Raw genomic sequence first — 24,033 nt, 5'->3', positions numbered from 1 at the left:
TCTTACTCTACTAAAAATGTTAGAATTTTAATACATCTGTTTTTCAATCTATATACTGCAGGCCCAGCAGACATTTGTGCAGTAATGTACATCCTTCAACGCTACTTTCATTCCAGTGCCTAACTGTTTACTTTATCTTAATACTGATAGAAGTAGACTTCTACCTACCGTTTTCTTAATGTTTATAAAAGCAGTAGTATCTACTGCGTACTTTACCCGTAATACAGCTTTGTATGATAAGTTCATTAATGTTATCTTTGCTCCAACAAGAAGCAGCTTAAATATTTTAAAGTGTAAAATATTTTAAAATACAAACGCTAAAATCAGGAATAAAATAATATTTAGTAAGGCCACGTAGTTCAACGGATAGAATAGAAGTTTCCTAAACTTTAGATCTGGGTTCGATTCCCGGCGCGGCCACATTTCCTCTCATAACATATAGCAGCAATATCATACTTCTTGAACTCATTGCTGGTTCCAGTATAATTTCACCAATTCACATCTTATTTTAAGCCACCTTCTTTCTCTCTTTTTTATTTTTTATGTATTTTATCTAACTCTTAATTTTTAGGGTTTGAGCAAGTGCCTGTATAAAAAGTGGAGCTTTAAGATTATCTTTTTATGTATTTGGTTAAAATTAAGCAGTTACCCTCTAATGATCCGGACCCCTTTTGTAGTTAAATGTATTTTAGAAGCTAGTATAGATGAGACACGATACGTTTTATCTATTTTTTTGTTACAAGAGGGAATTAATTCTTTGTATTCATGTTATATTCTAACAAACAACCCTATTGGCGATGATAATACCCAATAACTTAATAAGGCTGGAATATAACCCCGTTACAGATATTTTGGTGGTTGAATGGCCAGACATCTATAGCTACACCATTAGCGAAGCAAACCACACCTTGCAGGCTATTATAAATGCCATTAAGCATTATGATGTAAAAAAGCTTCTCATCGATGGCAGAAGAACCATTATTGGGATCCCACAATCAGAGTATGAAATTATTCTTCAGAATTTTAGCCGGGAATTGAAGGATAGTCGATTAAAAATGGTTGCCAGAATTGAAAGCGAAAACGCAACAAAAGAGCTTCAGATGAAGCAATTAACCAGTTCATTTAAACAGAAAGCAACTATCGATTACCAAAGCTTTGCCTCGGTTTCTGAAGCTTTAGCCTGGCTCGAAATAAACTAAGACAACATTACTGCTTTATTTTAAGCTTTCTTTTGCAGCTCTCCTTAATCGAGAGCTTTTTTTGTGCACGTATATTGCTGTTCCACTCCCTATTCTGTTAGCCTATGGTGATGCTGTGTTCGAAAGGTGTTAACCCTGTAAGGTATACATGCATGCCTTTAGTGCGCAAGGTTCCGAAATGCGAGCTATACATTTCACCATCCAAGCCTCTTAATCGCTTATGAGCGAGCGTTCCTGGACCAAAGGTGATGGTATTCTGGCCAAATTGGTACTGCCCCGTGCCCTTCTCCAGAAAATGATTCTCCGGATCCTCTTCTGAGACTGTTACACCAGATAGCTTGCCTCCTTCCAGAAAACAGAGCTCTATGGTCACCGGCACATTTTCAGAACCCTTTACCTGAAAGGACACTTGGTTTTTGCCATTACTTTCCGTTACTGTTATAGTTGTTTCCAGTGTTTTCAAATTACTAACCGGCCTGTTTTCGAAATCCATTTTGTTCCAGAAACGTCCGTCTATGCTCTGCGAAAGTTTATAATCGCCGTCTGCTTTTCTTAGTTCTGTTGCCAACGGCTGATAATACGGTACCTCCAGCTTTTTGGAAAGCACGTAAGCGTTGCCTACTTTTTTAAGGCCTTCGCTCCTGAAATATCCGGTACTAAAGAAGCCTGTGGAAAGGCGCATATATTTTAAGATGGCCTCTCCTTTCCTGAAGGAGAAAAAATTAGGGCTTGTTGAACGGCCCGAAGCAATCACCAAAGGCCAGTCTACGCCGCCAAAGAGCGTGGTGGTGGTGTCTCCGCGACGAATCCTCGCCAAATTAGAAGTTGTAAAAAGCTTTTCGTACGTTACAGGAGGCGCAGTTGGTGCTGGCATCTCTTTTTTCAGGAGTGGGTCTTCCAAAAAGTAAAACAATGATTGTGTGAGAACATGTTCTTCAAAACCTTTTACCTGTTCAATTAGAGTGGCAATGGCGGCAAACTCTGTATTGTTGTCGCGGTTGGCCAGGTAGCGGTAATGATGGTAGTACTCCCAAATTGGCACGCTTCCAAACTGATCCTGTCTTCGGGAATCAGTTGTAACCAAGTCACCGTTAGGCTCCATATAAAAATAGGTCATGGCCAGGTTCTTCCGCACAGGCTCCAGTAAATCGGGCATGTTCAGCAGACGAGCCATTGTAATAAAAGACCGATCAATTACCTCCGAATAAGTTCTGCTCCGTTCCAGGTAATGACCATCTTTATCTATAAAAACGCCTTCGGCTAACCAATCATTTATCCGGTTCACATATTTCTGGTCAGGATAAAGCGCATTTATACGAGCCAGTGCCGAAGATACTACCCATCGGTGATTAGGCGTATGAACCCCGCCTGTGGCTAAGGCATCTCCTGCTTTGGTTAAAAACTTTTTGGCATCGGCTTTTACCTCTGTCAATAGTTTGGCTTTATTCTTTAATAGAAGAGAAGTAGCAACGCATAGTGGTTCTAAGATAAAGGCAGTATCTGGCGGCGACCCGAGGTTACCTATATCGAGGTTACCATCCGGCCCCTGCACCTTTAATAGGAACTTCAGAATGCGGCTCATGCCAGGCACTAAGGCAGCACTCTTGTAATAGCCAGATTCAGGAGCGCTATAAGATGCCGCCAAGTTTGCAAAATCGTAGCCAAGACTTCTTTTAAGCACCTGTATTTCTGCCTGCAACGACTCTAGTATGGTGGCCACTTTTTGGTCGTTAGCAGCAACTATACGTGTATAAATATTCTCCTTTGGTAGGTTTTCAGCCTTAGCAAAAACTGCAGTTCCTGCTAACAAACTGCTGCTGAAAGGAGGCAGCATAGCAAGGGCACTTAAACTTAACGACTGCATTAAAAAAGTTTGGCGGCTTATTTTGCTCATAATTAAGGTGCTTGATTAATTCAATTACTGTGTTAGATAATGTAATGTATTCAGGCGCCTCTTACCTTTACTGCACCAGAGCAGAGAAGCTGGAGAGGCTAAAACAACTAAAATGGTTCAGCTTTTGGCCGACTTCTTACCGATCTGAATCCAGAAGCTCTTTCTGCAAAGAGGTGCGGTACAAAACTTTACCTGTGTGCGAGATGGCATGTACTACAATTTCTTTTGAATTAACAGAGAACAAAAGAAAGCCATATTCCTTAGCAGAAAACTTGCTGTAGTCTAACTTGCCCACCTGCGTAGCTTCTGAGGCAGACCCAGACACAAAATGATGGATTTCTCCTGCTGGTTGCAAGTGCTGCAGACTATGGTCATGGCCTGCCAGGTAAGCATCTACATTGTTGTTATTGAGGAGGCTTTTAAGTGATCGGCGAACAGCTCTTGTATCGTAGCCTTCCCTCCTTTTGTCGCTGGCTGTATATAAGGGATGATGCCCGACTACCAGGTTCCATTTAACCGTCTCTTCCTTTTGCGACAGCACTTGTTGGAGCCACTGCTTTTGTGCGGTACTGTCCTGGGTTTGTACATTGGGGCCATACTCCAGATTGCTGTAAAACTCTGGAATCAACGGGTTGGTATCGATAAAGGAGATCTGGATTTTTTCGCCGGATCCATCTGCTAACGCAAAGGTTTTGGAGAAATACCGGCCGGGCATCTCCCACCGGCGGCTCACTTTAGAGTAGGCTACCTGAGCATCAGGGTCACCCATGTAGTCGTGGTTGCCTAATACCGAGAACCATTCCCTTTGTAACGGAAAGTGCTTGTAAATATCTTCAAAAGAATACTGCCAGTGCGGGTCAAGGGTGCTTGCCACACCTTTGGGATAAAAGTTATCGCCGGTGCTTATAAAGAACCGCACGGAAACCTCTTTGGCGGTTTTGGCCATTTGTTCTGCTACCTGAAGTTGGTGATCATCTCCGTAGCGGCCCCAGTCACCTAATGCTATAAAATTCAGTGAATTGGGAGGTATGTTAAGTTTTTTACTTTTTTTCGACTGCCCCTGCCCCACGCCAGGCAATAGCAGCATGTAACATATAAACGAGAGAATAATTACCAGCTGTTTTGCAGACAAAAACATGCTTTTCATAAATTTTTAAAATTTGTAAGGTAGTATAATAGCGCTTTGCTTCACCAAAGAAAGTTATTAATTCTTTAGTTTGTGCTTGTCTGCTTCTTTTCCTCCTATGAGCACGCACTAATACTGCATCTTTTTAAAATAGCCTAAAGACGTCGCTTTATCTGCTCCCTATTATACTATATACTATAGTGAAATGGAGCCCGATTTAAGTAAAACCAGGCTCCATCGTTTAGTAGGCAATAAAAACTATTGTGTTAGTACCCTGTGTTTTGGGCAATGCTGCCGCCGCTTACGTTTACTTCGCTCTGCGGTATTGGCCTGTACAGGTGTTTGGCCTCAATGGCTTTGTTCAGCGCTGCATGCGGGTTATAAGCTAGCACGCGCTCCTGTAAGGTACCAGTTCTCTTCAGGCTCATCCAGCGGCTCTCTTCGCCGGCAAGCTCTCTTGCGCTTTCGTTCAGGATGGCATGTATATCTACCTGCTCTGGTGCTAACATAGTAGTTAAGCCTGCTCTAGCCCGGAGTGCGTTTACATGACCAGCAGCAGCAGTGGCGTTACCAGCTTTTAAGTAAGCTTCTGCTGCCAATAGTCTTGTTTCGCCGGCCCTGAAGATATAAGCGTCTCTCTTACCTTCCGGATCAATGCCTGGGTTTGTGTAGGCTACGCCTGGGTCATCGAACTTCTTGAACATAGGGTACTGCACAATGGTCACACCATTTGGCGTGAAATACTCGCCAGGGTTTACAACAGTGTATTTCTTAGTTCTCTTTTTCTCAGCTGACCAGGCTACTTTCGGGAAGTACACAGTGGTATCTCCTGCTAAAATACTCCCATCGTTGCTATCTACTTCCGCATACAGTACGCGTCTGATAGTAGCATCTTCGCGTTTGTCGCCTTGCTCAAAGTTCTGGTAGAAAAATGGAGTTGGTGCAGGTCCTAATCCTCTATGGTACAAGGTAGATCTTACCATGCCAGGATAGGCATCATACATAAACTTAAACATGAGATGTCTGAAATTACCTGCCCCTCTCGATACAGGGTTTGTGCCATATAACATCGAGAAGATTACTTCCGAATTGCGCTGGTTCTCAATAGAGAATAAGGAAGCAAAATCAGTTACGAGCGGGTGGTTAGCTATTACGATCTCTGCTAAAGCAGCTGCATCTGTAAAGTCGCTGCTGCCTGCAAAAGGTTTGTACCCCCTGGTGAGCAATACTTTTGCCTTCAGGTGCCTCACCGCATCTTTTGAAACCCTGCCAAATTGAGCCGGTTGTTCGTCTACAGTTGCCAGTGCTTCGTCCAGGTCAGATAAAATCTGGGCGTACACTGCTTCTTCAGGGGCTCTTGAAAATTCTGTTTGCGCAGTTCGTATCTCGTTCAGCACCAATGGCACCGGACCAAATTGTTCCACCAGGTTAAAGTAAGAGAAGGCACGCATAAATTTGACCTCACCCAGGCCTCTTGCCTTGTCTTCAGCCGAAAGCCCTACTATGTTATCGGCCCGGTTTATAGTTACGTTGGCGGCTCCTATCACATAGTAATAGTTAGACCAGTAAATGGGCACAGCCCAGTTCACTGATGTTAGATTGACATAATCGTTTAAATCGTTTATGCCATTAATAACTTCACCACGGGTATAAATGTCGGTACCTAACTGGTCCAGCTCGAAAAAAGAGGTAGCAGGCCGCATTCTGTTATATACGTTGGCCACCAACTGGTCAAACCCTTTCGGATCGTTAAAGATGATGGTATCTGTTAACGACTGTCGGTTTTCTTCTTCAAGGAAATCTTTGCAACCTGTTACAGAGCCCATTGTTAAAAGCGCAAACAACAGGACTTTATATCTATTTCTGATTTTCATTTTTTTAATCGTTAAAAGCTAACATTTACACCACCCATCAAAACTCTCGACATGAGCCCGGCGCCCCAGCTATTTCTGGCTGCGTTTTCAGGATCCCAACCTTCGTAATTGGTGAAAACAAATGGATTCTGGGCAGTGGCATATATTCTCAAGCGCTTCATCTTCATAAAACTGATGGCTGATTCCGGCAAGCTGTACCCCAATGTAATGTATCCTACCTTCACATAAGAAACATCTTTGAATAGCAATGATTCTGTCCAGGGACCAGAGTTTCCTGGTTGATACCATTCATTAGAAGGGTTCTCCGGAGTCCAGTAGTTGGTTTTTAAACCATTAAATCGAGCTGGTGCAGCATGTCCGTCCCAAGCATGCGATCTATGGAAGTAACTGAAGGAGGTGGCTCCTTGTGCTGTATGAACAAAGAAAGAAAAGTCGATATTCTTGTAGTTGATGGTGTTGGTGATGCCACCTGTCCATTTAGGCATGTTAGCGCCAACTACGGTACGGTCTTTTGCATCGATTACGCCATCATTGTTTATATCTTTCACTTTTACCTGGCCGGGTTGCTGCCCGTAGGCACGTGCCTGATCTACTTCGTCCAGTTGCCAGATGCCATCATACACCCAAGTAAAGCCTGATCCTACAGGTTGACCGATTCTGTGTGCATAAGGAGCATCCAAAACACCAAACTGAATTTCCTCCAGGTCGCCGTATAGTTTTGTTACTTCGTTTCTGTTAGCAGCAAAATTAAGAGAGGTTTTCCAGGTGAAATCCGGTCTGGCTATGTTTACAGAAGTTAACCCGAATTCAACCCCTTTATTCACAGCCTCGCCTACGTTTTCGAAAACACCGCTATAACCAGTTACAGTTGGTACAGGGCGGTAGAAAATGATACCAGTGTTTTTTCGGTTATAGATATCTAATGAACCGTAAATCCTGTTTTGTAAGAACCCGAAGTCCAGGCCAAAGTTAAATTCTTTCGTTTTCTCCCAGGTCAGGTTCTGGTTAGCCAGGTTGGTGATAAAGGCGGTCTGCACTACCTGGTCGCCAAGGTTGGTAAAACCACTTCCGATCAGGGATTGAGAGCCAAGCGGTACAAGTCCACCGCCGCCGCCGTTGTTACCGGTTTGCCCGTAGCTAAAGCGAGCCTTCAGGTCGTAGAACAGGTTGTTGTTAACCAGGAAATTCTCGTCTTTGATTCTCCAGGCGAAAGCCGCTGATGGGAAAAATGCCCATTTGTTTTGCGCAGACAGAATAGAGGAGCCGTCGTAGCGGCCAGTGAACGTAAAGAGGTATTTCTTCTTGAAGTTATAGTTAATACGGCCAGTATAAGACTCCAGTGTCTGCTTGGATAAGCTACCTCCTACCGATTGAATAATTGAGCCAGCATCTATGTTATAGAAGCTGAACGCATCTGTCGAGAAATTTCTACGCTGCATGTCGTAGCTCTCATACCGGTCTAGAAACCGTGAGTACACGAAGGTGGCGTTCAGCACATTGTCTTCATTCATCTCCAGGTTATAATTTATGATATTATCCCAGGTGTAAGACATGCGGTTTCTATTGATCACTTCGGCGCGTGTGTTGCTGGCCAGGCCACTAGTGGCTTTAGAAAATTGGCCTCTGTATTCACCGAAGCGAGAAAATTCGAGGTTTGGTGAGAAGGTTGAGGTAAACTTTAGGTTATCGGTTGGGCTGATGATCAGGGAAAGATTACTTAAATAGTTCAGGGCTTTGGTTTCAAGGAATGCATTCGCAGGCTCAAATAGAGGGTTGGTAATAAAAGTTTCGCCCTGCAATGGGAAGAACTCTGGTTCTCCGTTTTCGTCGAAAGCTGAGCCAGTTGGACGTAATCTGTAGGCGCTTCTCAAGCCTTCGCGGCTGCCTTCGTTTCTGGTAGAAAAGGAAGCGTAGTTGCTAAAACCTACCGACACCAGTGATGAGAGCTTGCCATTAATATCGCCACGAAGGTTTATTCTCTCGTAATCTTCGCCCTCAAAGGTACCTTCGTCTTTGGTATAACCTACACCAAAACCATAGGTAGTATTATCAGAGCCTCCGCTAACGCCTATGGTATGATTTGTCTGAAATCCGCTTTTCACGATTAAGTCTACCCAATCGGCATACCTGTTGTTAGCAATATTCTCCTGCTCGTTTGGCCGCAGAAAATTGTTCAGCACCACATCGTTTCTGGTAAAAGCCAGGTTACCCGAAGCATAGTTCATGCCCACCACCGCATCGGTCATAAAATTAACAAACTCCGGCCCGTTAAATATTCTAGGAAGGTTGTAGGCCTGCCGCACTCCCACATAGTTATCGTATTGCACCGTCATGGGGCCTTTGCTGCCTCGTTTGGTCTGAATAATGATAACGCCATTACTACCCCTGGAGCCATAAATAGCTGTGGCAGAAGCATCTTTCAGCACGTCCATTCGCTCTATGTCACTCGGATTCAGGAAACTGATATCGTTTACGAAAATACCATCTACTACAAACAATGGATTTTGACCGGCACTAAAGCCCCCCTGGTCTACTGTTTGGTTTTGGTTAATGGTATTGGAACCTCTGATCCGGATGTTGAACCCACCTCCCGGTTTGTTATCGGCTGCCTGAATGTTTACACCCGGCACCTGCCCCTGAATAGCCTGGTAAGCGTTTACTTTGTTTGTCTGCTGAATTGCCTCGGCATCCATAGTTACAACCGAGCCTGTTAAATCTCTACGGTTCGTTTCGCCATAGCCTACCACCACCACTTCCTTCAAGGCAGCAACATCCTGGCTAAGCGCTATGTTAAACTTTACTTGGTTATTTACCGGCACCTTTTGTGTGGAGTACCCGATAGAGCTAAAAACCAGAATACCATCTGCAGGTGCCGATAAGGTGAAGTTACCATCTACATCCGAAATTGCTCCCTTAGTGGTGCCTTCTACCCGTATAGCAACTCCTGGCAGACCACTATTAGACCCGGCATCGGTAACCTTGCCGCTTATGGTTATATCGTTGGCAGTGGGCGCCTGCACAAACATCAGCGAAGCCCCATTACCAAGAGCAGCCGGCGCACCAGCCACAAAAGTACATGGCAGCATAATTCCGAAAAGAATTCGCCTACTAAACTGGAACCAGTATTTATTCTTCATAATATAATATTATTTAAGTAATAGACATGTTGTTAAAAACCAAAAAGCAAAGAATACAAGCGCGTCATATTCACCCAGGTGTAGCCAGGCAGAATAAATCTGACCAAAAGAACGTTTACTAATTAAAAGTGCATCTTCCTCAATATAGGCAGGTGCCGTATTCGGTTGCAGGACGCATATACCCGGCTAAGTGCCGGATACAGGCCTGCTAGTCAATAAAGCAAAAAAGGCTCAGGAAGGTCATTTCCATTATAATAATTTAATAATAATCAAAAGGAGGTTCTGGAGCAACATGTGCCAGCAATTAGAACTTGAGTGTTGCCGGAAGGTACTTGGCTACCAATTCTTTGTAATAAGGCTGAAGCTCTTTCCAGTTCGGTGGCACAGGGTTCTTTGAATATAAATCGTAAGGGTTAAAGAGCTTTACCCATTTAAACATGGCGTGATCGTGGCTATCCATTAAGTGCTCGTAGGCGTTTTCGCGGTGTTGCGGGTAAAATGAGTGGTAGCGCAGCATGTACAGCGCAGGCTCTGGCAGGTGATCTTTCAGCATCTGGTACACATACTCATCGTGCCCCCACGACATGTGCACGTTTCGTAATCCACAGTTTGGAGTATATACGCCATACTGGGTATTGTAGCGGCTATCGTGGTGGTCGGGGTTGTTCTCAAAAAATTCGGAGTAAACTATTTTATCAGAAAAAGCACAGCCTACCGGAAAGGTATCGCCTACTACAGCCCACTGCGGCTCCCCAAACAGACATAGGACTTTTCCCATATCATGCAGCAGCCCAACCAGTACCATCCAGTCGGGGTGACCATCGGTGCGTATGGCTTCGGAAGTTTGCAGGAGGTGCTGCATCTGATCTAGGTCAGTGTCAGGGTCTGAGTCATCTACCAACTGATTCAGAAAATCGAAGGCATCCCAGATGGGCATTTCCTTTTTGTCGAATTTTAAGAACTCCCGCTCCTTCTCCAGTACAAAGTTGTAGGTCTGGTAGGTATGGTTAAGTCTATAAAACTCTTTTACTGTATCTCTGGCCGGTGTTTCATAATCCCGGTACTTTTCTGTGGTTTTGCCTTTGGTGATAGATTCCGGGTCTGGATAGCGTTGGAGGAGGTCTTCTTCCCAAACGTCTAAGTTCTCCAACGGATTCTGATCGCCTTGCTGAGTGCTTTTCATTTAGACTTGAATTTAAGTTAAATACACGCTTTTAACTAATGTTAGTTAAAAGCAATTTGAATATTTATTCTTTAATAACAACAGGCACTGCTAACTTTATATGCGGAAACGTTTGCGTAACAAATTGGACATAGCTAGGATTTATACAATTGTCACACCTACCTGCTTTTCATTTGCAGTTTTATAGAACAAAGCGAGCTGTTGGAGAGGAGGTTAGTTAATAGCTACAGATTGTGGTTTGGGAGTTTATATTTTAAATGTAAAATCAAATAAAAATAATATTTTTAGGCAATTACCAGAATTGGGCATACTCGTCAATAATAATAAACACCTGTATTACAGGCAGATAAAGCAAGTTTCCGTTTTTATATGGAGAAAATAAATATTAAAAGCCTGGCAGAGGAGTTGAATCTTTCAATATCTACTGTATCGAGGGCGCTGCACGATAGCTACGAAATCAGCGCCGAAACAAAGAAACGAGTGGTAGAGCTGGCAACAAGGCTTAACTATGTGCCAAACCACCATGCAAGCAGCCTCAGGAGCAAAAAAAGTAAGATGATTGCAGTTGTTATTCCGGAAGTTGCCGACAGCTTTTTTGCCCAGGCCATTAACGGCATAGAATCTGTGGCGCAGGAAAACGGTTACCACGTGCTCATCTACCTAACGCACGAAAGTTTGCAGAAAGAACAGGCTATTCTGAAAGATTTCCAGTGCGGCAGGGTCGATGGGGTTCTCATGTCTATTTCGGCTGAGACAGCAGGGGCTGTGCACATAAAGGAGCTTATGGCGAAAGGCATTCCCCTGGTCTTTTTCGACAGGGCCTCCGACGAGGTGGAAACAGCAAGAATAACCACAGATGACTTTAAAAGCAGTTATACAGCCACACAACACCTCATAGAGAGCGGCTGCAAAAAAATAGCCTTACTCTCTGTTTCGGACTCGTTGTCGATTAGCAACGAAAGAATGGCAGGCTACAAGCAGGCCTTGCTGGATTATAAGATGCCTTCTAGCCCTGCTGACATTGTGCTGTGCACCCATAACGAGGAGCAGAATCTGCAGCACATGGTTAACCTGCTACAAAACAGCAATCGTCCTAATGGAATCATTGCCTCAGTAGAAAAGCTAACGACCTGTGTCTACCTGGCTTGCCACTCGCTGCAGCTATCTATCCCAAATGATGTGAAAGTTGTCAGCTTTTCCAACCTGCAGTCAGCGTTGCTGTTAAACCCCTCGCTCACCACCATCACACAGCCCGCTTTTGAGATGGGCCGAACCGCAGCCACTTTGATATTTAAATCTCTGAAAAATAAGAACTTCAACTTGAAAGGAGAGCGGGTGGTTATTCCGTCGAGGCTTGATATACGAAGTTCTTCAGTTGCTTGAGGAAATTAATGTAGGAAGTAAGGGTTTGGCTCCGGCTCTTTTAGCAACAGTTTGATGCGGTGCCCTTATGCTTTGGTGCTGGCGTTGTAACCGCTCCGATCGCTCACGGCCGCGGGGCCTCGTCCTTAGGCATCGCGCTGTGCAATTGAAGCTGCTCCTCGCTCCGCTGCGGGCTGCCTCCGGCACCGCAACAATTGCAAGGCGCTCAACCCAAGGACTGGTTTAGATTCGATAGCTTTCGCTGTTGGGGAAGAAGGTGGAGATGGTTCTTCGAAAGGCTGTTTTATTCAAAACTTGATTTATGATGAAGCCTAAACCTGAATTTATATAATGTCAGAGTGTGCAGGATGCGATAGCTTCAGGTATGTTACATAGTTGAAATTTAACTCCCTGACATTCTGAGAGGATCTTGTTGAAAAGGTGTATAAGCGTTGCCTATTCTGATTCGGGCAAATTACTCTAATGAAAAAGCTCTCTTTTAGCAAACATAATTCAACCTTAAACATATATCCATTGTCATCCCGAGCGTAGCCAAGGGAACTATAAAGTAAAGAGCGGTACCAGATAGTTTCCTCGACAAGTTCGGAATGATCATAGAGAAAGAAAGAAACAAAGGCAATAATCAGAATAGCCGCTGCTACCGAACCTAAACCAGTCTTTGGCTTGAGCCGCCTCGTGAGATCCGGTGCCGCCTTGGCGGCAGCCTGAGCGCGAGGGAAGGCAGGAGGGAACGCAGCGGCGATGGCCAAAGACGAGGCCTCGCGGCCGTGAGCGATCGGAGCCACTGCAATGTAACAACTAAGTAAGTTAGCATAGCGATAACTGCAGCTAAAAGAGCCGGAGCCCAAAATTTATGAACTGACCACAAATTATTCTAATGAAAATAGCCTTCCAGAGCCACTACGGACTCCAGAAGGCTATGGCTGGTAAAGAGTAGAATTGGTTAAGCAATCTTTCTTCAGCGGCAAACCAAATCAACTTACTCTGCTTTCTTAGAAGGAGGCACTTCTTTAGTACCCCATGTGGCAGAAGGTTTGGAATCCATTTGCAGCAGCAACTCACCTCCATTTACAATATCCTGGTGTTCTATCCAGGCTTTGGTCAGAGGTTTTCCGTTTAAAGTGGCCGACTTAATGTAAATGTTTTTGTCCGTCAGGTTTTTGGCTGTAATGATAAAGTCTTTCCCGTTTTCCTGGTGGAGCGTAGTTTGTTTGACCATAGGCGCATTTACCAGGTAATATAATTGACCTGCATTAGGAAATAAACCAATCGTATGAAATGCAAACCAGGAAGACATCGCCCCGGAGTCGTCGTTGCCGGGCAGGCCACTTCTGGAGCTGTTGTAGTGCCTGGTTATAATTTCCCTGATGCGTTTCGTGCTTAAGTCTGGCCTGCCGATCCAATGATAAAGGGTTGGGGTCAGGAAAGAAGGCTCATTTCCGACATTATAGTATTCTTTATCAAACAAAGTATCTAGACGCTTCTCGAAAGCAGCTGCACCTCCGGATTTCTGAATAAGCGTAGCGACATCGTGGGGTACGTAAAAGGAGTATTCCCAGGAGCTGGCTTCGTAGAAAAAGCCGCACCACCAGCACACACAGTTAGGCCAATCCTGCGCCAGGGGCGTGTATGGAATATAAGTTACCCGGCCGTTGCTCATATCACACTGAATACTGTCGATCCACTTTCCAGAGGGGTCTTTCGGCATAATAAAGCCAGTAGCACCATTGTCTGCAATGGGTCGCCAGAGGTTTTGCCAGTTATCCGATTGTTTCAGAAAACGATAATACTCGCCATTTCGGCCCAAGCCTTTTGCCACTACTGCCAGGCAATAATCGTTGTAAGCATATTCCAACGTACGGTTACCGGCACGTACAAACCTCGACGACACGTAGCCCAGGCTGTTATAATCAGTCAGGCCTCCCCTGCCTTCTTTCTCTTCGTTTCCGCCGGGAGGTATAGTAGCATCTTTGAGCATAGCCTGCAGCCCCAAGTGGTAGTTAATGCCTTTTACCCCTTTTACATAGGCATCTGCTATCAGTACTTCGCCATTGGAGCCACCCTGAGTGCGGCCGTTGCTGTTGCCGCTCCTGGCATCGGGCATATAGCCTTCGTGCTGGTAAATGTTCAGGAGCGCGTTCACAATGTCGGCTTGCCGCGATGGGGAAATAAGCGTGATGAGCGGATGAGAGGTGCGAAAGGTATCCCAGATGGCGTAAAAATCATCGTAGTAAGGCTGGGAGGAGTTCCAGAGCGGATTTTCACCTGTCCTGTCGACTGGCATCAGCATCGTGTGGTATAAGGCGGTGTAGAACATTTTTTTCTGATCTGCTGTAGCCGAGGCATCGATCTCCAGTCTTTTCAGCAGGTCTTCCCATCTTTGTTGCGTCTGCTTCAAGGTTTTGTCAAAACTCCAGGCAGGTACTTCATCGGCAATATTCTGCTTGGCTTTGAGCGAGCTGACAAACGAAATACCGATCTTCATCTGAATAACATCGGTCCCGGAATTATCGAAATACAGCAAAGCACCTGTTTTTTCACCGGAATCGAACTGCAGCTTTACATCTGACTGCACTTGATTCCCTTTAAAGGTGCTAAAGCTACTGAAAGGCTGCTCCAGCTGTGCATAAAAGTAAACGGTGTAAGCCGCTCCGTTATTCCAACCGCCGCTTATTCTGCTGTACCCTCTTATTTCTGTATCAGAAACTACTTCTACTTCCGAACCTACAAACTGCTGCGCCTCTCTTGCGTTCGGCACTGGCTTCTCCCCCAGAAACTCACCTGCATCTATCTTAATGGCCTTACGCCCCTTGTTACGGAAGGTGTAGCGGTGGTAGGCCACCTTGGGTGAAGCCGTTAGTTCAGCCAGTATATGATGCTTTTTCAGCAACACACTGTAATAGCCCGCTGTTGCTTTTTCCTGCTCCCGCAACGACTCCTGCTTTATCTGCTCAAAGTCGCCGGCAAAAGGCATGACTAATATATTTCCATATTTGGGGCCACCTCCGGTACCACTTACATGCACTTGGCTAAAGCCATACAAGGGTTTGGTCATATCAGGCGAATAGCCGCTGTTGGCATCTTTGTTTACATCCGGCCCAAGCTTTACCATTCCGAAAGGGCAGGATGGCCCTACAAACACATTTCCCTCTCCTTCTGAACCAATAAATGGATCTATGTAAGTATGGTATTTGGTCTGGGCGTGGCTTGTATGGCCGAAAAGGCTGCCAGTCCACAAACAGAAAAGGACAACAACGACTTTAAAAGGAACAGAATATCGCATTTGAATAATTTTCGGGTAGAGCATCTTATTTCAGGGTGTAGTTCTGAATGGCTTTTATCTTTCCAGGAAAAGCGGAGGCTCCTTCCAGATTGGTTATTTTTAAGGCGCTAACCGCATGAGCTTCCAGGGCATGTGCAAAATAGGCTGGAACGTTGGCTCCCCAACTCACCGAGCTGTTCCGGACCGTTATGCCAGTCGCTTTATCAAAGTAAAAACCAGATGTTCTGCCGCGTACCATTCCTTCTACATCGCTGGGGCGACGATCGTACACACCACCTGGATGATCTGTAATTTTGTTTATGCTGATATCGACCTGATCAAAAACGATATTAGATATTTTATCGGCCGACTCGCCGCTCACATAAATCCCATTCTCGCTCTGGCACTTTATGTTGCTGAAGTAAATGTTTTTTACTTCGCCCACGCGGCCTTCCCGCTGCCCTTTGGGAAAACGCCAGCCTGCATCTTTATGATCACCTTTGGCGCGCCGGTAAGCCGTTACATAAATTGGTTCGGCTTTGCCCCACCACACATCGGAGAAGAGTTTGCCTTCTATCAGCATATTCGAAAAAATTACATCCGACACCACGCCTTCGTCGCGGTTCTGAATGCCTACTCCCCTGTTACTGCTCCTGATAATGCAGTTGTTAAACACCACATTTCGGATGGTATCCATGTTCTCGGAGCCTATTTTAATGGCACAGGATCTGGAGGTCATGGTGCAGCCTGTAACAGTAATGTTTTCGCATACGCCAAACTCTTCGTATTCTCTCCTATTCTTCAGGCAGATACAGTCATCGCCAGATTCTATGTAGCTGTTGCTGATGCGTACATTTTTGCAATGGTCCAGGTCAATGCCATCGCTGTTCCTGACTTTCAGGCTGTTGAGTAGCGTTATATCCGATATGGCTACATCGTCGCAGCCTATTAAGTGTATCGTCCAGTAAGCAGAGTTCAGAAAAGTTACATCCCGGATTCTTAGGTTCTTGCCTCCTACAATGGTGAGCAGGTGTGGCCGTGGATCCACTACATCGAAGGGCTTTAATTCGTATGAGTCTTCCAGCTCTGCTCCCATAAAGGAAATACCATTGCCATCTATGGTACCGCCGCCACTGATCGTGACCTGCTCCAGGTTCTCACCGCCAATCCAGATGGTGCCTTCGCCTTTGTTATCACGGAATGCGCTTTTGGTATACACTTTCTCATCGCTGTTTGCCAGCACTTTTGCCCCCGCCTCTACATGAAACTCTACAAAGGATTTTAAATCGAAAGGCCCTGCCATAAATGTGCTGCCACCTGGGATTATAACACGACCTCCTCCTGCAGCAGAACAGGCATCGATGGCACGTTGAATGGCATTGGCGTTGTCGGTTTTGCCGTCGCCAATAGCGCCGAAATCTTTTATATTGAATACCCGCTCATGCAGGTTAGCGGCCCTGTCTGTTGCCTCTGCCAGCGTGGTGTTGTTCTGATCGACCTTACAGGAAGTAAAGAGCAGGATTAAAAAGAAGAGGTATGATAGTAGTTTTATTTGCATTGGATGTGAATTATAAACTGATGCTGATACATTGTTATGTTAAAACTTGGCTCCGGCTCTTGTAGTTGAAGCTTTTGCTATGCTTAGTAGCTGTGTTGTTGCATTGTTTCTGCTCCGTGCGCTCATGGCCGCGGGGCCTCGTCCTTGGCCATCGCCGCTGTGTTCCCTCCTGCCTTCGCTACCGCTCAGGCTGCCTGCGGCACCGGATCTCACAAGGCGGCTCAAGCCAAGGACTGATTAAAGTGTGCTGAGCAACGGTAGCAGCGGGAGAAACAGTATGTATTTGTGCTCTGAAAGGCTGTTTTCCTTCTAATAATTTGCTGGCTCATTTAAAAAATGAACAAGCTTGTAACTTCATTTAGACAAGCCGGCAGGACGGTTAGCGGCTTTCGCTGCCCATTTTATATTTGGCTCATCCTGCAGAAAAATCTCCAGCTTCCCGCCTTTTACCAGATCTGCATGCCGGATATAACTATGCTTATAGCTTTTACCATTCAGTTTCACAGCCCGGATGTAGGCAGATTGGCTGCTCGCTTTATGCGTTATTATTTCCATCTGCTTACTGGCTGCTACCTGCACCGTAACCTGGTCGAAAAGCGGGGCAGTGAGCAGGTACTCTCCTGATACCGGGTCGACCGGGTAAAGCCCGATGGCTGCAAAAGCATACCAGGCCGACATCTGCCCGGCATCATCGTTTCCGCTCAGGCCGCCAGGTCCGTCAGTATATTCTTCCGCTAAAATTCGTTTTACCTCACGCTGCGTTTTCCAGGGGGAGGCAGTGTAGTTGTACAGAAACGGAATCTGATGCCCAGGTTCATTGCCATGCCAGTATTCGCCTTTTATGAACAGGCTGTCTAAAGCATTCTCCAGCTGCTTTGTTCCTCCCATTAGTTTGGCAAGGCCAGGAATATCCTGCGGTACATAGAAGGTGTATTGCCGCGGCGTGCCTTCGGTAATAAATGGCAGCTTTTTGTCGGCATGATATGGTTTGTACCAGGAGCCGTCGGCATAGCGGCCATTCATAAGACCAACGGAGCTGTCGAACACATGGCGGTAGTTGAGGGCTCGCTGGCTCAGAAGCTTGTAATCCTGATCTTTGCCCAGGTCTTTTGCCACCATAGCCAGGGCATAGTCGTTATAGGCATACTCCAGTGTTCGCGACACCTGCTCTTTTTTATGAAATGCCTCCTGCACACTGTCTTCCATCGGAATGTAGTTGTACTTCAGGTAAGAAGGCAAGGCTCTTCTGCCTTTTCCGGCTACATACTCTTCCCAACCAGGTGTTTCAAAAGCATTTTGGCGCATAAGGGCATACGCTTGCTCCACGTCGTAGCCTTTTATTCCTTTTAGATAACTGGAAGCGATAAAGGCGGTGCCGTGGTCGCCGATCATGGCTCCTGTATAGCTGTTCCAGCAAGGGAAAATAGGAAGCCACTTGCCTTGCTGCCCTTTCAGGATAAATGAATGAACAAGGTCGTTTACCAGATCCGGCTGAAGAATTTGCAGCAAAGGCAACTGCGCCCGGTAGGTATCCCACATCGAAAAGTCATCGTAGTAGTTCGCTTTTTGCAGCTGATCGAGCTCATACTGGTGGGCAAATTTGGGGTAAGTGCCGCTTACATCGTTGAACAGGCGCGGGTGCTGAAAACTATGATAAAGCGATGTGTAAAATATGCTTTTGTCTTTTGCGGTGCCGCCTTTTACCTGCACCCGTTGAAGGGCATCTTGCCAAGCCTGCGCCGACTGCCTCCTTACCTCATTAAGGTTCCATGTGCGTATTTCTGCTTCCAGGTTTTTACGCGCCTCCGCTATGCTGCTAAACGAGGTGCCGATGCGGAGCTTTACCTGTTCTCCCGCTTTCAGGTTGAAACCAATGAATGCACCCAGGTTCTCTCTGTTGCTCAGGCTGTCGGTAAGTAAAACTTCGGCATTGCTGAAGGTGCCTTTGCGGCTAAAGTCTCGGTCGACCTGAATAACGAAGTAGCCACTGAAACCAGCAGGTTCTCCCCAGCCCTGGTAAATTCTGAAAGCAGGATTGTAGCCCACAATCTCTTTTCTTGCCCGGTCTACTCTAACAAAACCTTTTTTTTCATCGCTGTTCGGCATTACCAGCAGAAAAAGGCTATCTGCTCTTTGCATAGTAAACTGCAACATGCTGCTTCTGGCCAGGGCAGTAAGCTCGGCCGTTATTTTATACTGCGCCAGCTGTACCCGGTAATAATCGGCTGCAGCTGTTTCCTGCTCATGCGAAAAGGGCGTTTCAACATCGGTGACACGGGTTTTGAGCTTACCTGTTACGGGCATAATGGTTACGCTGCCATAGTCTTGGGTGCAGGAGCCGCTGATCCAGTGCGTGCCCCTGAAACCGCTCAATTTGGTGTCTTTGTAATAGTAAGGAGCCACGCACTTTTCCTCGGTGGTACGGGTTTGAGGTGTCCATTGGGTCATGCCAAACGGAACGCCCACAGCCGGAATGGTATTGGCAAGATGCTCTGTGCCTTCGCCATGCTTTAAGGCAGCAGTGGTGGTACTATTCGCAGTGCCCACCAGCGGTTGCACATACGGCAGCAGGTTATCATGCCCCTGCCCAAGCAAATTACCGGAGATGAGAAGAAGACAAAGAAGGTAAAAAACGCGCATATAGAGTCAGTAATTCGATGTTTACCTTGTCTGGTGAATGAAATGGCCTGATACCCCAAGCTCAAAAAGCACTGTTTAAGCTCCGGAAGGCCATTTTCATTAGAATAATTTGCTTGCCATTATACTGCTAGCTGTTGATTGCTGATTGTTTAATGGTTCAACTGCTAAATAGTGCACATCCGGCCCTGATGGGGAATTATTTCTGTGCTTTTTTAAGAGCGAGATTTCGAAAAGACCACTTAATGCAAGGACTGATTCCCGCACCTGGTCGATAACTTGTTGTTGCCAAATAACTCTCAACCAATAAAGAGCCTTCCATTCATTATCCAGTATCTAAAACTTCCTAAACGCCTCTGGAAGGCCGTTTTTATTAGAATAATTTGTCGAGCAATATTTAATCTCCCGCCAGATAAATCGTTTTATAATGTCTGTGCCGTTTGCCGGGGCTTATAACCTACAAAGCCGTAGTAAATAATGTAGAGGTAACAGAACATCGGAATCAGAAAAGAGAGCTGAAAATTTCCGGTAAGGTCGGCGAACAGACCTTGCAAAGGAGGAATAATTGCACCTCCTACAATGGCCATTACCAGCAGCGAAGAGCCTTGGCTGGTATTAATCCCAAGTCCTTTAATGGCCAGGTCGAAAATAGTAGGGAACATAATAGAGTTAAAGAGGCCAACGGCGATAACGGCCCACATGGCTACAGCACCCTCTCCAAATGTACCAATCAGCAGCAGCACCACTACGCTGGCGGCATACAAGCCAACCGTTCTGTTGGGAATGAATTGCCCAAGCAGCAGCACCACGAAGTTAATGGCTATCAGACTCAGAATAATAAATGCTTGGTTCAGATCGTACAGGCCGTACACAATGGCAAAGGTCAGCACCGTTATCAGGCCCATCACAATAAACTTGTTGCTGTTGTTTTTGAATTGAGCTAGTGCTACAGCACCAAAAAAACGCCCAATCATAGCTCCTCCCCAGTAAAAAGCGAGGTAATGCTTTGCGTCAGCCTCCTGTAAACCTGCAATATGAGGTAGTTTAAGATAGTTTATCAGTGCACTGCCAACAGCCACCTCACCGCCTACATACATAAAAATACAGATAATGCCTAACACCAGGTGCCTGTGCTGCAAGGCTCCCTTGCCTGCTACTGCTATGCCGCCACCATCTGTCAGGCGGGGCAAACGGGCAATTTTTATAAAGACCGCTACCAACAGTAAGGCAACCGTAAGCCCAATGTAAGGCAATTTTACAGAATCGGCGTTTGCCACCTGCTCTCCCACCTGGTCAAAGATCAGGTAGCCGCCAATTATAGGCGCTATGGTCGTCCCAAATGAGTTTACAGCCTGTGTCAGGTTCATGCGGCTCGAAGAGCTTTCAGGCGGCCCCAGAATGGCCACGTAGGGGTTAGCGGTAATTTGCAAAATGGTGATGCCGGAAGCCAGGATAAAAAGCGCCAACAGGAAAAAGCCATAGCTATGGAAATTGGCCGCCGGCAGAAACAGGCCGCAGCCTATTGCCGCCACTACCAATCCGGTTATGATACCGTTTTTGTAACCGATCTTCATGATTGGGTCGCCTTTGGTGACCGAAAAGGTGAAGTATAGCAGCGACACAATAAAGTAAGCACCGAAGAAAGCCGTTTGAATAAGCATGGCTTGCCAGTTCTGTAACGTAAACACCTCCTGCAGCTTCGGAATAAGAATATCGTTGAGGCAGGTGATGAACCCCCACATGAAGAATAAAACTGTGACAATAAATAAGGAGCTCTTGTAATTTGATGTTGAGCCTTGTGGAGTAGATGCGGTATCCACTGCGTTTACGGCTGTACCTGATGAAATTCCTGCCATTGTGATGTAGATGTAAATTTTAGTAATTAGAACAAGTTTAACTTTAATGCTTAATTGAAAAGCCACATTTAAGGAACATCTCCCGAAACGCTTCCTGATCTTTAGTAGCAAGCAAAACGAAATTTAAACAAGTTCTGGTAAGAATAGCGTCAGAATTACCAAAAGAAATAATATAAAGTCCCTATGATGGCTACAATTCCTGCAGCAGCCACATTAAAGGGAGCTCCGGTTTTAAACAGCGACGGATCCGAAACTATTGCTTTCTCATCTGCAGTATCCATTTTAACATTTGTATACAGTATAATTCCCAGCATCACAAAAATGGTTGCCAGCGTATAAATAGACTCCATGCCAAGATAACTGTACGTGTCAGAATACAGGACACCTACTATCAGGCAAATGAGGCCCAGCAGAAAGAGTAGGTAACTTGTTCTTAAGATGTAATTGTACCTTCTGCCTTCGGGTTTTGGCATAGGCACTTTGGTGCCTCTCTCCATAAAACTGATAACAGAAGCTAATACACAAAGAAAGATAAACACATACCCTATGCGCAGAATAAAGGGCATATCAGGGTAAAGTATTTTTATAATGATACCCGCAGGAATGGTAACAATGGCTGTCCATAAGGCTGCATTTTGTGTAATCTGCTTCCAGAACAGCCCCATGGCAAATACCACTATGGTACCGGGGTAGATATAACCAGTGTACTCCTGAATGTACTGATACACCTGGTCCATCGTTTGTAATTGTGGTGCAACTGCGGCGGCTATGGCTAAAGCCAACATTGCTATAATCCTACCAACCCGCACCAACTCTCTGTTTGTGGCTGCAGGCTTAAAAAAAGCTTTGTAAATATCCATTGTAAAAATGGTGGAGGCACTGTTAATGATAGAAGCCAAAGACGAAACAACGGCAGCAGCCAAGGCCGCAAAGGCAAGGCCTCTTATTCCTGAAGGCATAAAATTCTTTAACAGCCAGGGATAAGCCTCGTCCGATTTCCCAATCGTACCTATTACCGACAAGGGTTTTCCTAAGATAACAGAAAGCTCTTCCGGGCTATAAGCATTAAAAAGTACATAAGCCGTAATACCAGGCACCACCACAATTACCGGAATCAAAATTTTAAGATAACCGGCAAAAAGAAGTCCGCGTTTAGCCTCTTTTATACTTTTAGCTGCTAATCCTTTCTGAATGATAAATTGGTTAAATCCCCAGAAACCAAGGTTGGTAAGCCACATGCTTCCCAGAATTACAGCAAGCCCAGGCAAATCTTGAAAGGCATCTTTTTGTCCTCCCGCACCATCTGGCACATTTATCTGTCCCTGTGGTATGATCATTACAAAATGGTCCCTTGCCTTTTCGTAAATGTTAGCAAAGCCTGCAAATATTCCCTCTCCACCTCCTACTACATCTAGAGCAATAAAAGTAGTAACCAGCCCTCCTCCTACTAAAAAAATCACCTGCACCACATCTGTCCAGGCGACAGCTTCCATACCCCCATAAATAGAGTAGATTCCTGAAAAAAGCAATAACCCGATGATGCCATATTCGAGCGGAACACCCATCATTTTATCCATGGCCAGTGCACCCAAATAACTTACAGAAGTAAGGTTTACAAATACATACACCAAAAGCCAGAATATGGCAAAGGCCGTACTTACTCCCTTATTATAGCGGAGTTTCAGGAACTGTGGCATAGTATAAACACCTTTATCAATAAAAACAGGCAGGAAGTATTTTGCTACTATTATCAGCGAAATAGCCGCTACCCACTCATAGGCTGCTATACCCAAACCAATGGCAAATCCAGAACCAGACATAGCAATAAAATGTTCAGCTGAAATATTAGCAGCGATCAAGGAGGAACCTATGGCCCACCAAGTAAGCGATTTGTCAGCCAGAAAATATTCTTGAGCCGTTTTTTGAACTCCTTTCTTTGTTCTCGATACCCACAACCCTATACCGACAATCACAAAAGCATATAAAATAAAAACTATGTAATCCAGAGTAGAGAAGTTGAGCATACTGTGAGACTATTTAGGGTGTTGGTGAATGAGTAAAAAGAACCTCTAATACAAACCTAATTTATTGATTTTTACAATAATCTTGTCTTGTTCAATGCTTTACTTTGAATGAATACCAGCTACATATTTTGCCGAAGCAAATTGCAAAATCAACATAGGCTTTAGTAGAAGCTTAAAAAAGTATTTAATTCCCTCTTACAGCTCATATCCAAATGATGAAACTAATACTTAAAGTTCTTTTCTTGTGCTTCTCACTCGAAAAGAACTTTAAGTATTAGTTAAGAATCAAAGAAAAGGACGAACTAACAATTGTTATTAATGAAGCGTTAGTTACCAAATCTTTAGAATTATAACTAACCTTGAGCAGAAATTAGCATTACTTTTTACGCAAACGTTTTCATGAAAAAGCGATAACAATGCACATCAGGTGGTATAACCTTTCTGTATAAAATGATAGTGATCAAAAATATCCAATGATAATAAGTGCAGTAAGTGCCAGTGCTATAATAAGGAGATCGATGCGGTTATAAATCCTAAATTTCTATTATAAAAAATTGATAAAGGAGAAACTGCTCAGTAGGAGGGGGTACTGTGGAGGAAGATGTTAGTGGATGTTTGTAAGATGGTATGGATTTCTGGCGGGGCCTGTGGAAGCGGCAGAGGAGACAGACAGGTCTTGGTGGGTGTGCCGCCCACTGTAAGGTACCGGCTTTGTAGCTGGGTGGCCTTAGGAGCGGGCAGTTGTTGTTGTTGTTGTGGCTGCGGGGCTGGGTCTATAAAACGCAGACGGCCCCCGTCCAATTGGAACGGGGGCCGCTGGTTGTTGGGGTTGGCGGCTACCTACTCTCCCACCTGTGACGGCAGTACCATCGGCGCGGCGGGGCTTAACTTCTCTGTTCG

General features: G+C 45.2%; 13 protein-coding genes and 1 tRNA gene. 3 read left to right on the top strand and 11 right to left on the bottom strand.

Features of this window, described 5'->3' with window-relative positions; genetic code table 11:
• Positions 1–348 precede the first annotated feature (348 nt).
• A tRNA-Arg gene (locus ACMA1I_RS10525) sits at positions 349–420 on the top strand.
• Between the two features lie 377 nt (positions 421–797).
• Positions 798–1,199 carry a hypothetical protein gene (locus ACMA1I_RS10520; RefSeq protein WP_337068282.1) on the top strand — a complete coding sequence of 134 codons (402 nt, stop codon included), beginning with the start codon at positions 798–800 and terminating at the stop codon, positions 1,197–1,199.
• A gap of 97 nt (positions 1,200–1,296) precedes the next feature.
• Here ACMA1I_RS10520 and ACMA1I_RS10515 read toward each other — a convergent pair whose 3' ends face one another.
• The 5 genes from ACMA1I_RS10515 to ACMA1I_RS10495 all read right to left on the bottom strand — a co-directional run bounded on the left by ACMA1I_RS10515 (position 1,297) and on the right by ACMA1I_RS10495 (position 10,413).
• Positions 1,297–3,093 carry a hypothetical protein gene (locus tag ACMA1I_RS10515; protein ID WP_337068281.1) on the bottom strand — a complete coding sequence of 599 codons (1,797 nt, stop codon included), beginning with the start codon at positions 3,091–3,093 and terminating at the stop codon, positions 1,297–1,299.
• Positions 3,094–3,229: 136 nt separating this feature from the next.
• The gene (locus ACMA1I_RS10510; protein ID WP_337068280.1) at positions 3,230–4,240 is read right to left on the bottom strand and encodes a tartrate-resistant acid phosphatase type 5 family protein; all 1,011 of its coding nucleotides are present in this window, start codon (positions 4,238–4,240) and stop codon (positions 3,230–3,232) included.
• A 245-nt stretch (positions 4,241–4,485) separates the two neighbouring features.
• Entirely contained in the window at positions 4,486–6,093 is a 1,608-nt protein-coding gene (locus tag ACMA1I_RS10505) for a RagB/SusD family nutrient uptake outer membrane protein (protein ID WP_337068279.1), read from the bottom strand.
• Between the two features lie 11 nt (positions 6,094–6,104).
• Entirely contained in the window at positions 6,105–9,230 is a 3,126-nt protein-coding gene (locus ACMA1I_RS10500) for a TonB-dependent receptor (RefSeq protein ID WP_337068278.1), read from the bottom strand.
• A 304-nt stretch (positions 9,231–9,534) separates the two neighbouring features.
• Positions 9,535–10,413, bottom strand: coding sequence for an inositol oxygenase family protein (locus ACMA1I_RS10495; RefSeq protein WP_337068276.1), 879 nt, complete (start codon positions 10,411–10,413; stop codon positions 9,535–9,537).
• A 369-nt stretch (positions 10,414–10,782) separates the two neighbouring features.
• Between ACMA1I_RS10495 and ACMA1I_RS10490 the strand changes: the two genes are divergently transcribed.
• Positions 10,783–11,796, top strand: a complete 1,014-nt coding sequence (locus ACMA1I_RS10490) for a LacI family DNA-binding transcriptional regulator (RefSeq protein ID WP_337068275.1) — start codon at positions 10,783–10,785, stop codon at positions 11,794–11,796.
• Between the two features lie 323 nt (positions 11,797–12,119).
• Here ACMA1I_RS10490 and ACMA1I_RS10485 read toward each other — a convergent pair whose 3' ends face one another.
• From ACMA1I_RS10485 to ACMA1I_RS10460, 6 genes are all read right to left on the bottom strand, one after another.
• On the bottom strand, positions 12,120–12,581 hold the full coding sequence (locus tag ACMA1I_RS10485) for a hypothetical protein (protein ID WP_337068274.1): 462 nt from the start codon (positions 12,579–12,581) through the stop codon (positions 12,120–12,122).
• Positions 12,582–12,775: 194 nt separating this feature from the next.
• Positions 12,776–15,103 (bottom strand): GH92 family glycosyl hydrolase, encoded by a 2,328-nt coding sequence (locus ACMA1I_RS10480; protein WP_337068273.1) that lies wholly within the window; start codon positions 15,101–15,103, stop codon positions 12,776–12,778.
• A 1-nt stretch (position 15,104) separates the two neighbouring features.
• On the bottom strand, positions 15,105–16,616 hold the full coding sequence (locus ACMA1I_RS10475) for a glycoside hydrolase family 28 protein (RefSeq protein WP_337068272.1): 1,512 nt from the start codon (positions 16,614–16,616) through the stop codon (positions 15,105–15,107).
• Between the two features lie 354 nt (positions 16,617–16,970).
• Positions 16,971–19,256 (bottom strand): GH92 family glycosyl hydrolase, encoded by a 2,286-nt coding sequence (locus tag ACMA1I_RS10470; RefSeq protein ID WP_337068271.1) that lies wholly within the window; start codon positions 19,254–19,256, stop codon positions 16,971–16,973.
• Positions 19,257–19,675: 419 nt separating this feature from the next.
• On the bottom strand, positions 19,676–21,109 hold the full coding sequence (locus tag ACMA1I_RS10465; protein WP_337068270.1) for a sugar MFS transporter: 1,434 nt from the start codon (positions 21,107–21,109) through the stop codon (positions 19,676–19,678).
• A gap of 155 nt (positions 21,110–21,264) precedes the next feature.
• Entirely contained in the window at positions 21,265–23,133 is a 1,869-nt protein-coding gene (locus tag ACMA1I_RS10460; RefSeq protein WP_337068269.1) for a sodium:solute symporter family transporter, read from the bottom strand.
• Between the last annotated feature and the right edge of the window lie 900 nt (positions 23,134–24,033).

It is taken from the genome of Pontibacter sp. 13R65 (assembly GCF_047525655.1).
Lineage (GTDB): Bacteria > Bacteroidota > Bacteroidia > Cytophagales > Hymenobacteraceae > Pontibacter.
Note: the sequence above shows the minus strand (reverse complement) of the source record. Positions and strands in the feature narration are given on the sequence as shown.

What these genes read in the sequence shown, in the direction of transcription:
- ACMA1I_RS10490 (WP_337068275.1), top strand. Translation starts at nt 10,783, where the DNA reads ATGGAGAAAATAAATATTAAAAGCCTGGCAGAGGAGTTGAATCTTTCA.
- ACMA1I_RS10510 (WP_337068280.1), bottom strand. Translation starts at nt 4,240, where the DNA reads ATGAAAAGCATGTTTTTGTCTGCAAAACAGCTGGTAATTATTCTCTCG.
- ACMA1I_RS10520 (WP_337068282.1), top strand. Translation starts at nt 798, where the DNA reads ATGATAATACCCAATAACTTAATAAGGCTGGAATATAACCCCGTTACA.
- ACMA1I_RS10475 (WP_337068272.1), bottom strand. Translation starts at nt 16,616, where the DNA reads ATGCAAATAAAACTACTATCATACCTCTTCTTTTTAATCCTGCTCTTT.
- ACMA1I_RS10465 (WP_337068270.1), bottom strand. Translation starts at nt 21,109, where the DNA reads ATGGCAGGAATTTCATCAGGTACAGCCGTAAACGCAGTGGATACCGCA.
- ACMA1I_RS10505 (WP_337068279.1), bottom strand. Translation starts at nt 6,093, where the DNA reads ATGAAAATCAGAAATAGATATAAAGTCCTGTTGTTTGCGCTTTTAACA.
- ACMA1I_RS10500 (WP_337068278.1), bottom strand. Translation starts at nt 9,230, where the DNA reads ATGAAGAATAAATACTGGTTCCAGTTTAGTAGGCGAATTCTTTTCGGA.
- ACMA1I_RS10460 (WP_337068269.1), bottom strand. Translation starts at nt 23,133, where the DNA reads ATGCTCAACTTCTCTACTCTGGATTACATAGTTTTTATTTTATATGCT.
- ACMA1I_RS10480 (WP_337068273.1), bottom strand. Translation starts at nt 15,103, where the DNA reads ATGCTCTACCCGAAAATTATTCAAATGCGATATTCTGTTCCTTTTAAA.
- ACMA1I_RS10470 (WP_337068271.1), bottom strand. Translation starts at nt 19,256, where the DNA reads ATGCGCGTTTTTTACCTTCTTTGTCTTCTTCTCATCTCCGGTAATTTG.
- ACMA1I_RS10515 (WP_337068281.1), bottom strand. Translation starts at nt 3,093, where the DNA reads ATGAGCAAAATAAGCCGCCAAACTTTTTTAATGCAGTCGTTAAGTTTA.
- ACMA1I_RS10495 (WP_337068276.1), bottom strand. Translation starts at nt 10,413, where the DNA reads ATGAAAAGCACTCAGCAAGGCGATCAGAATCCGTTGGAGAACTTAGAC.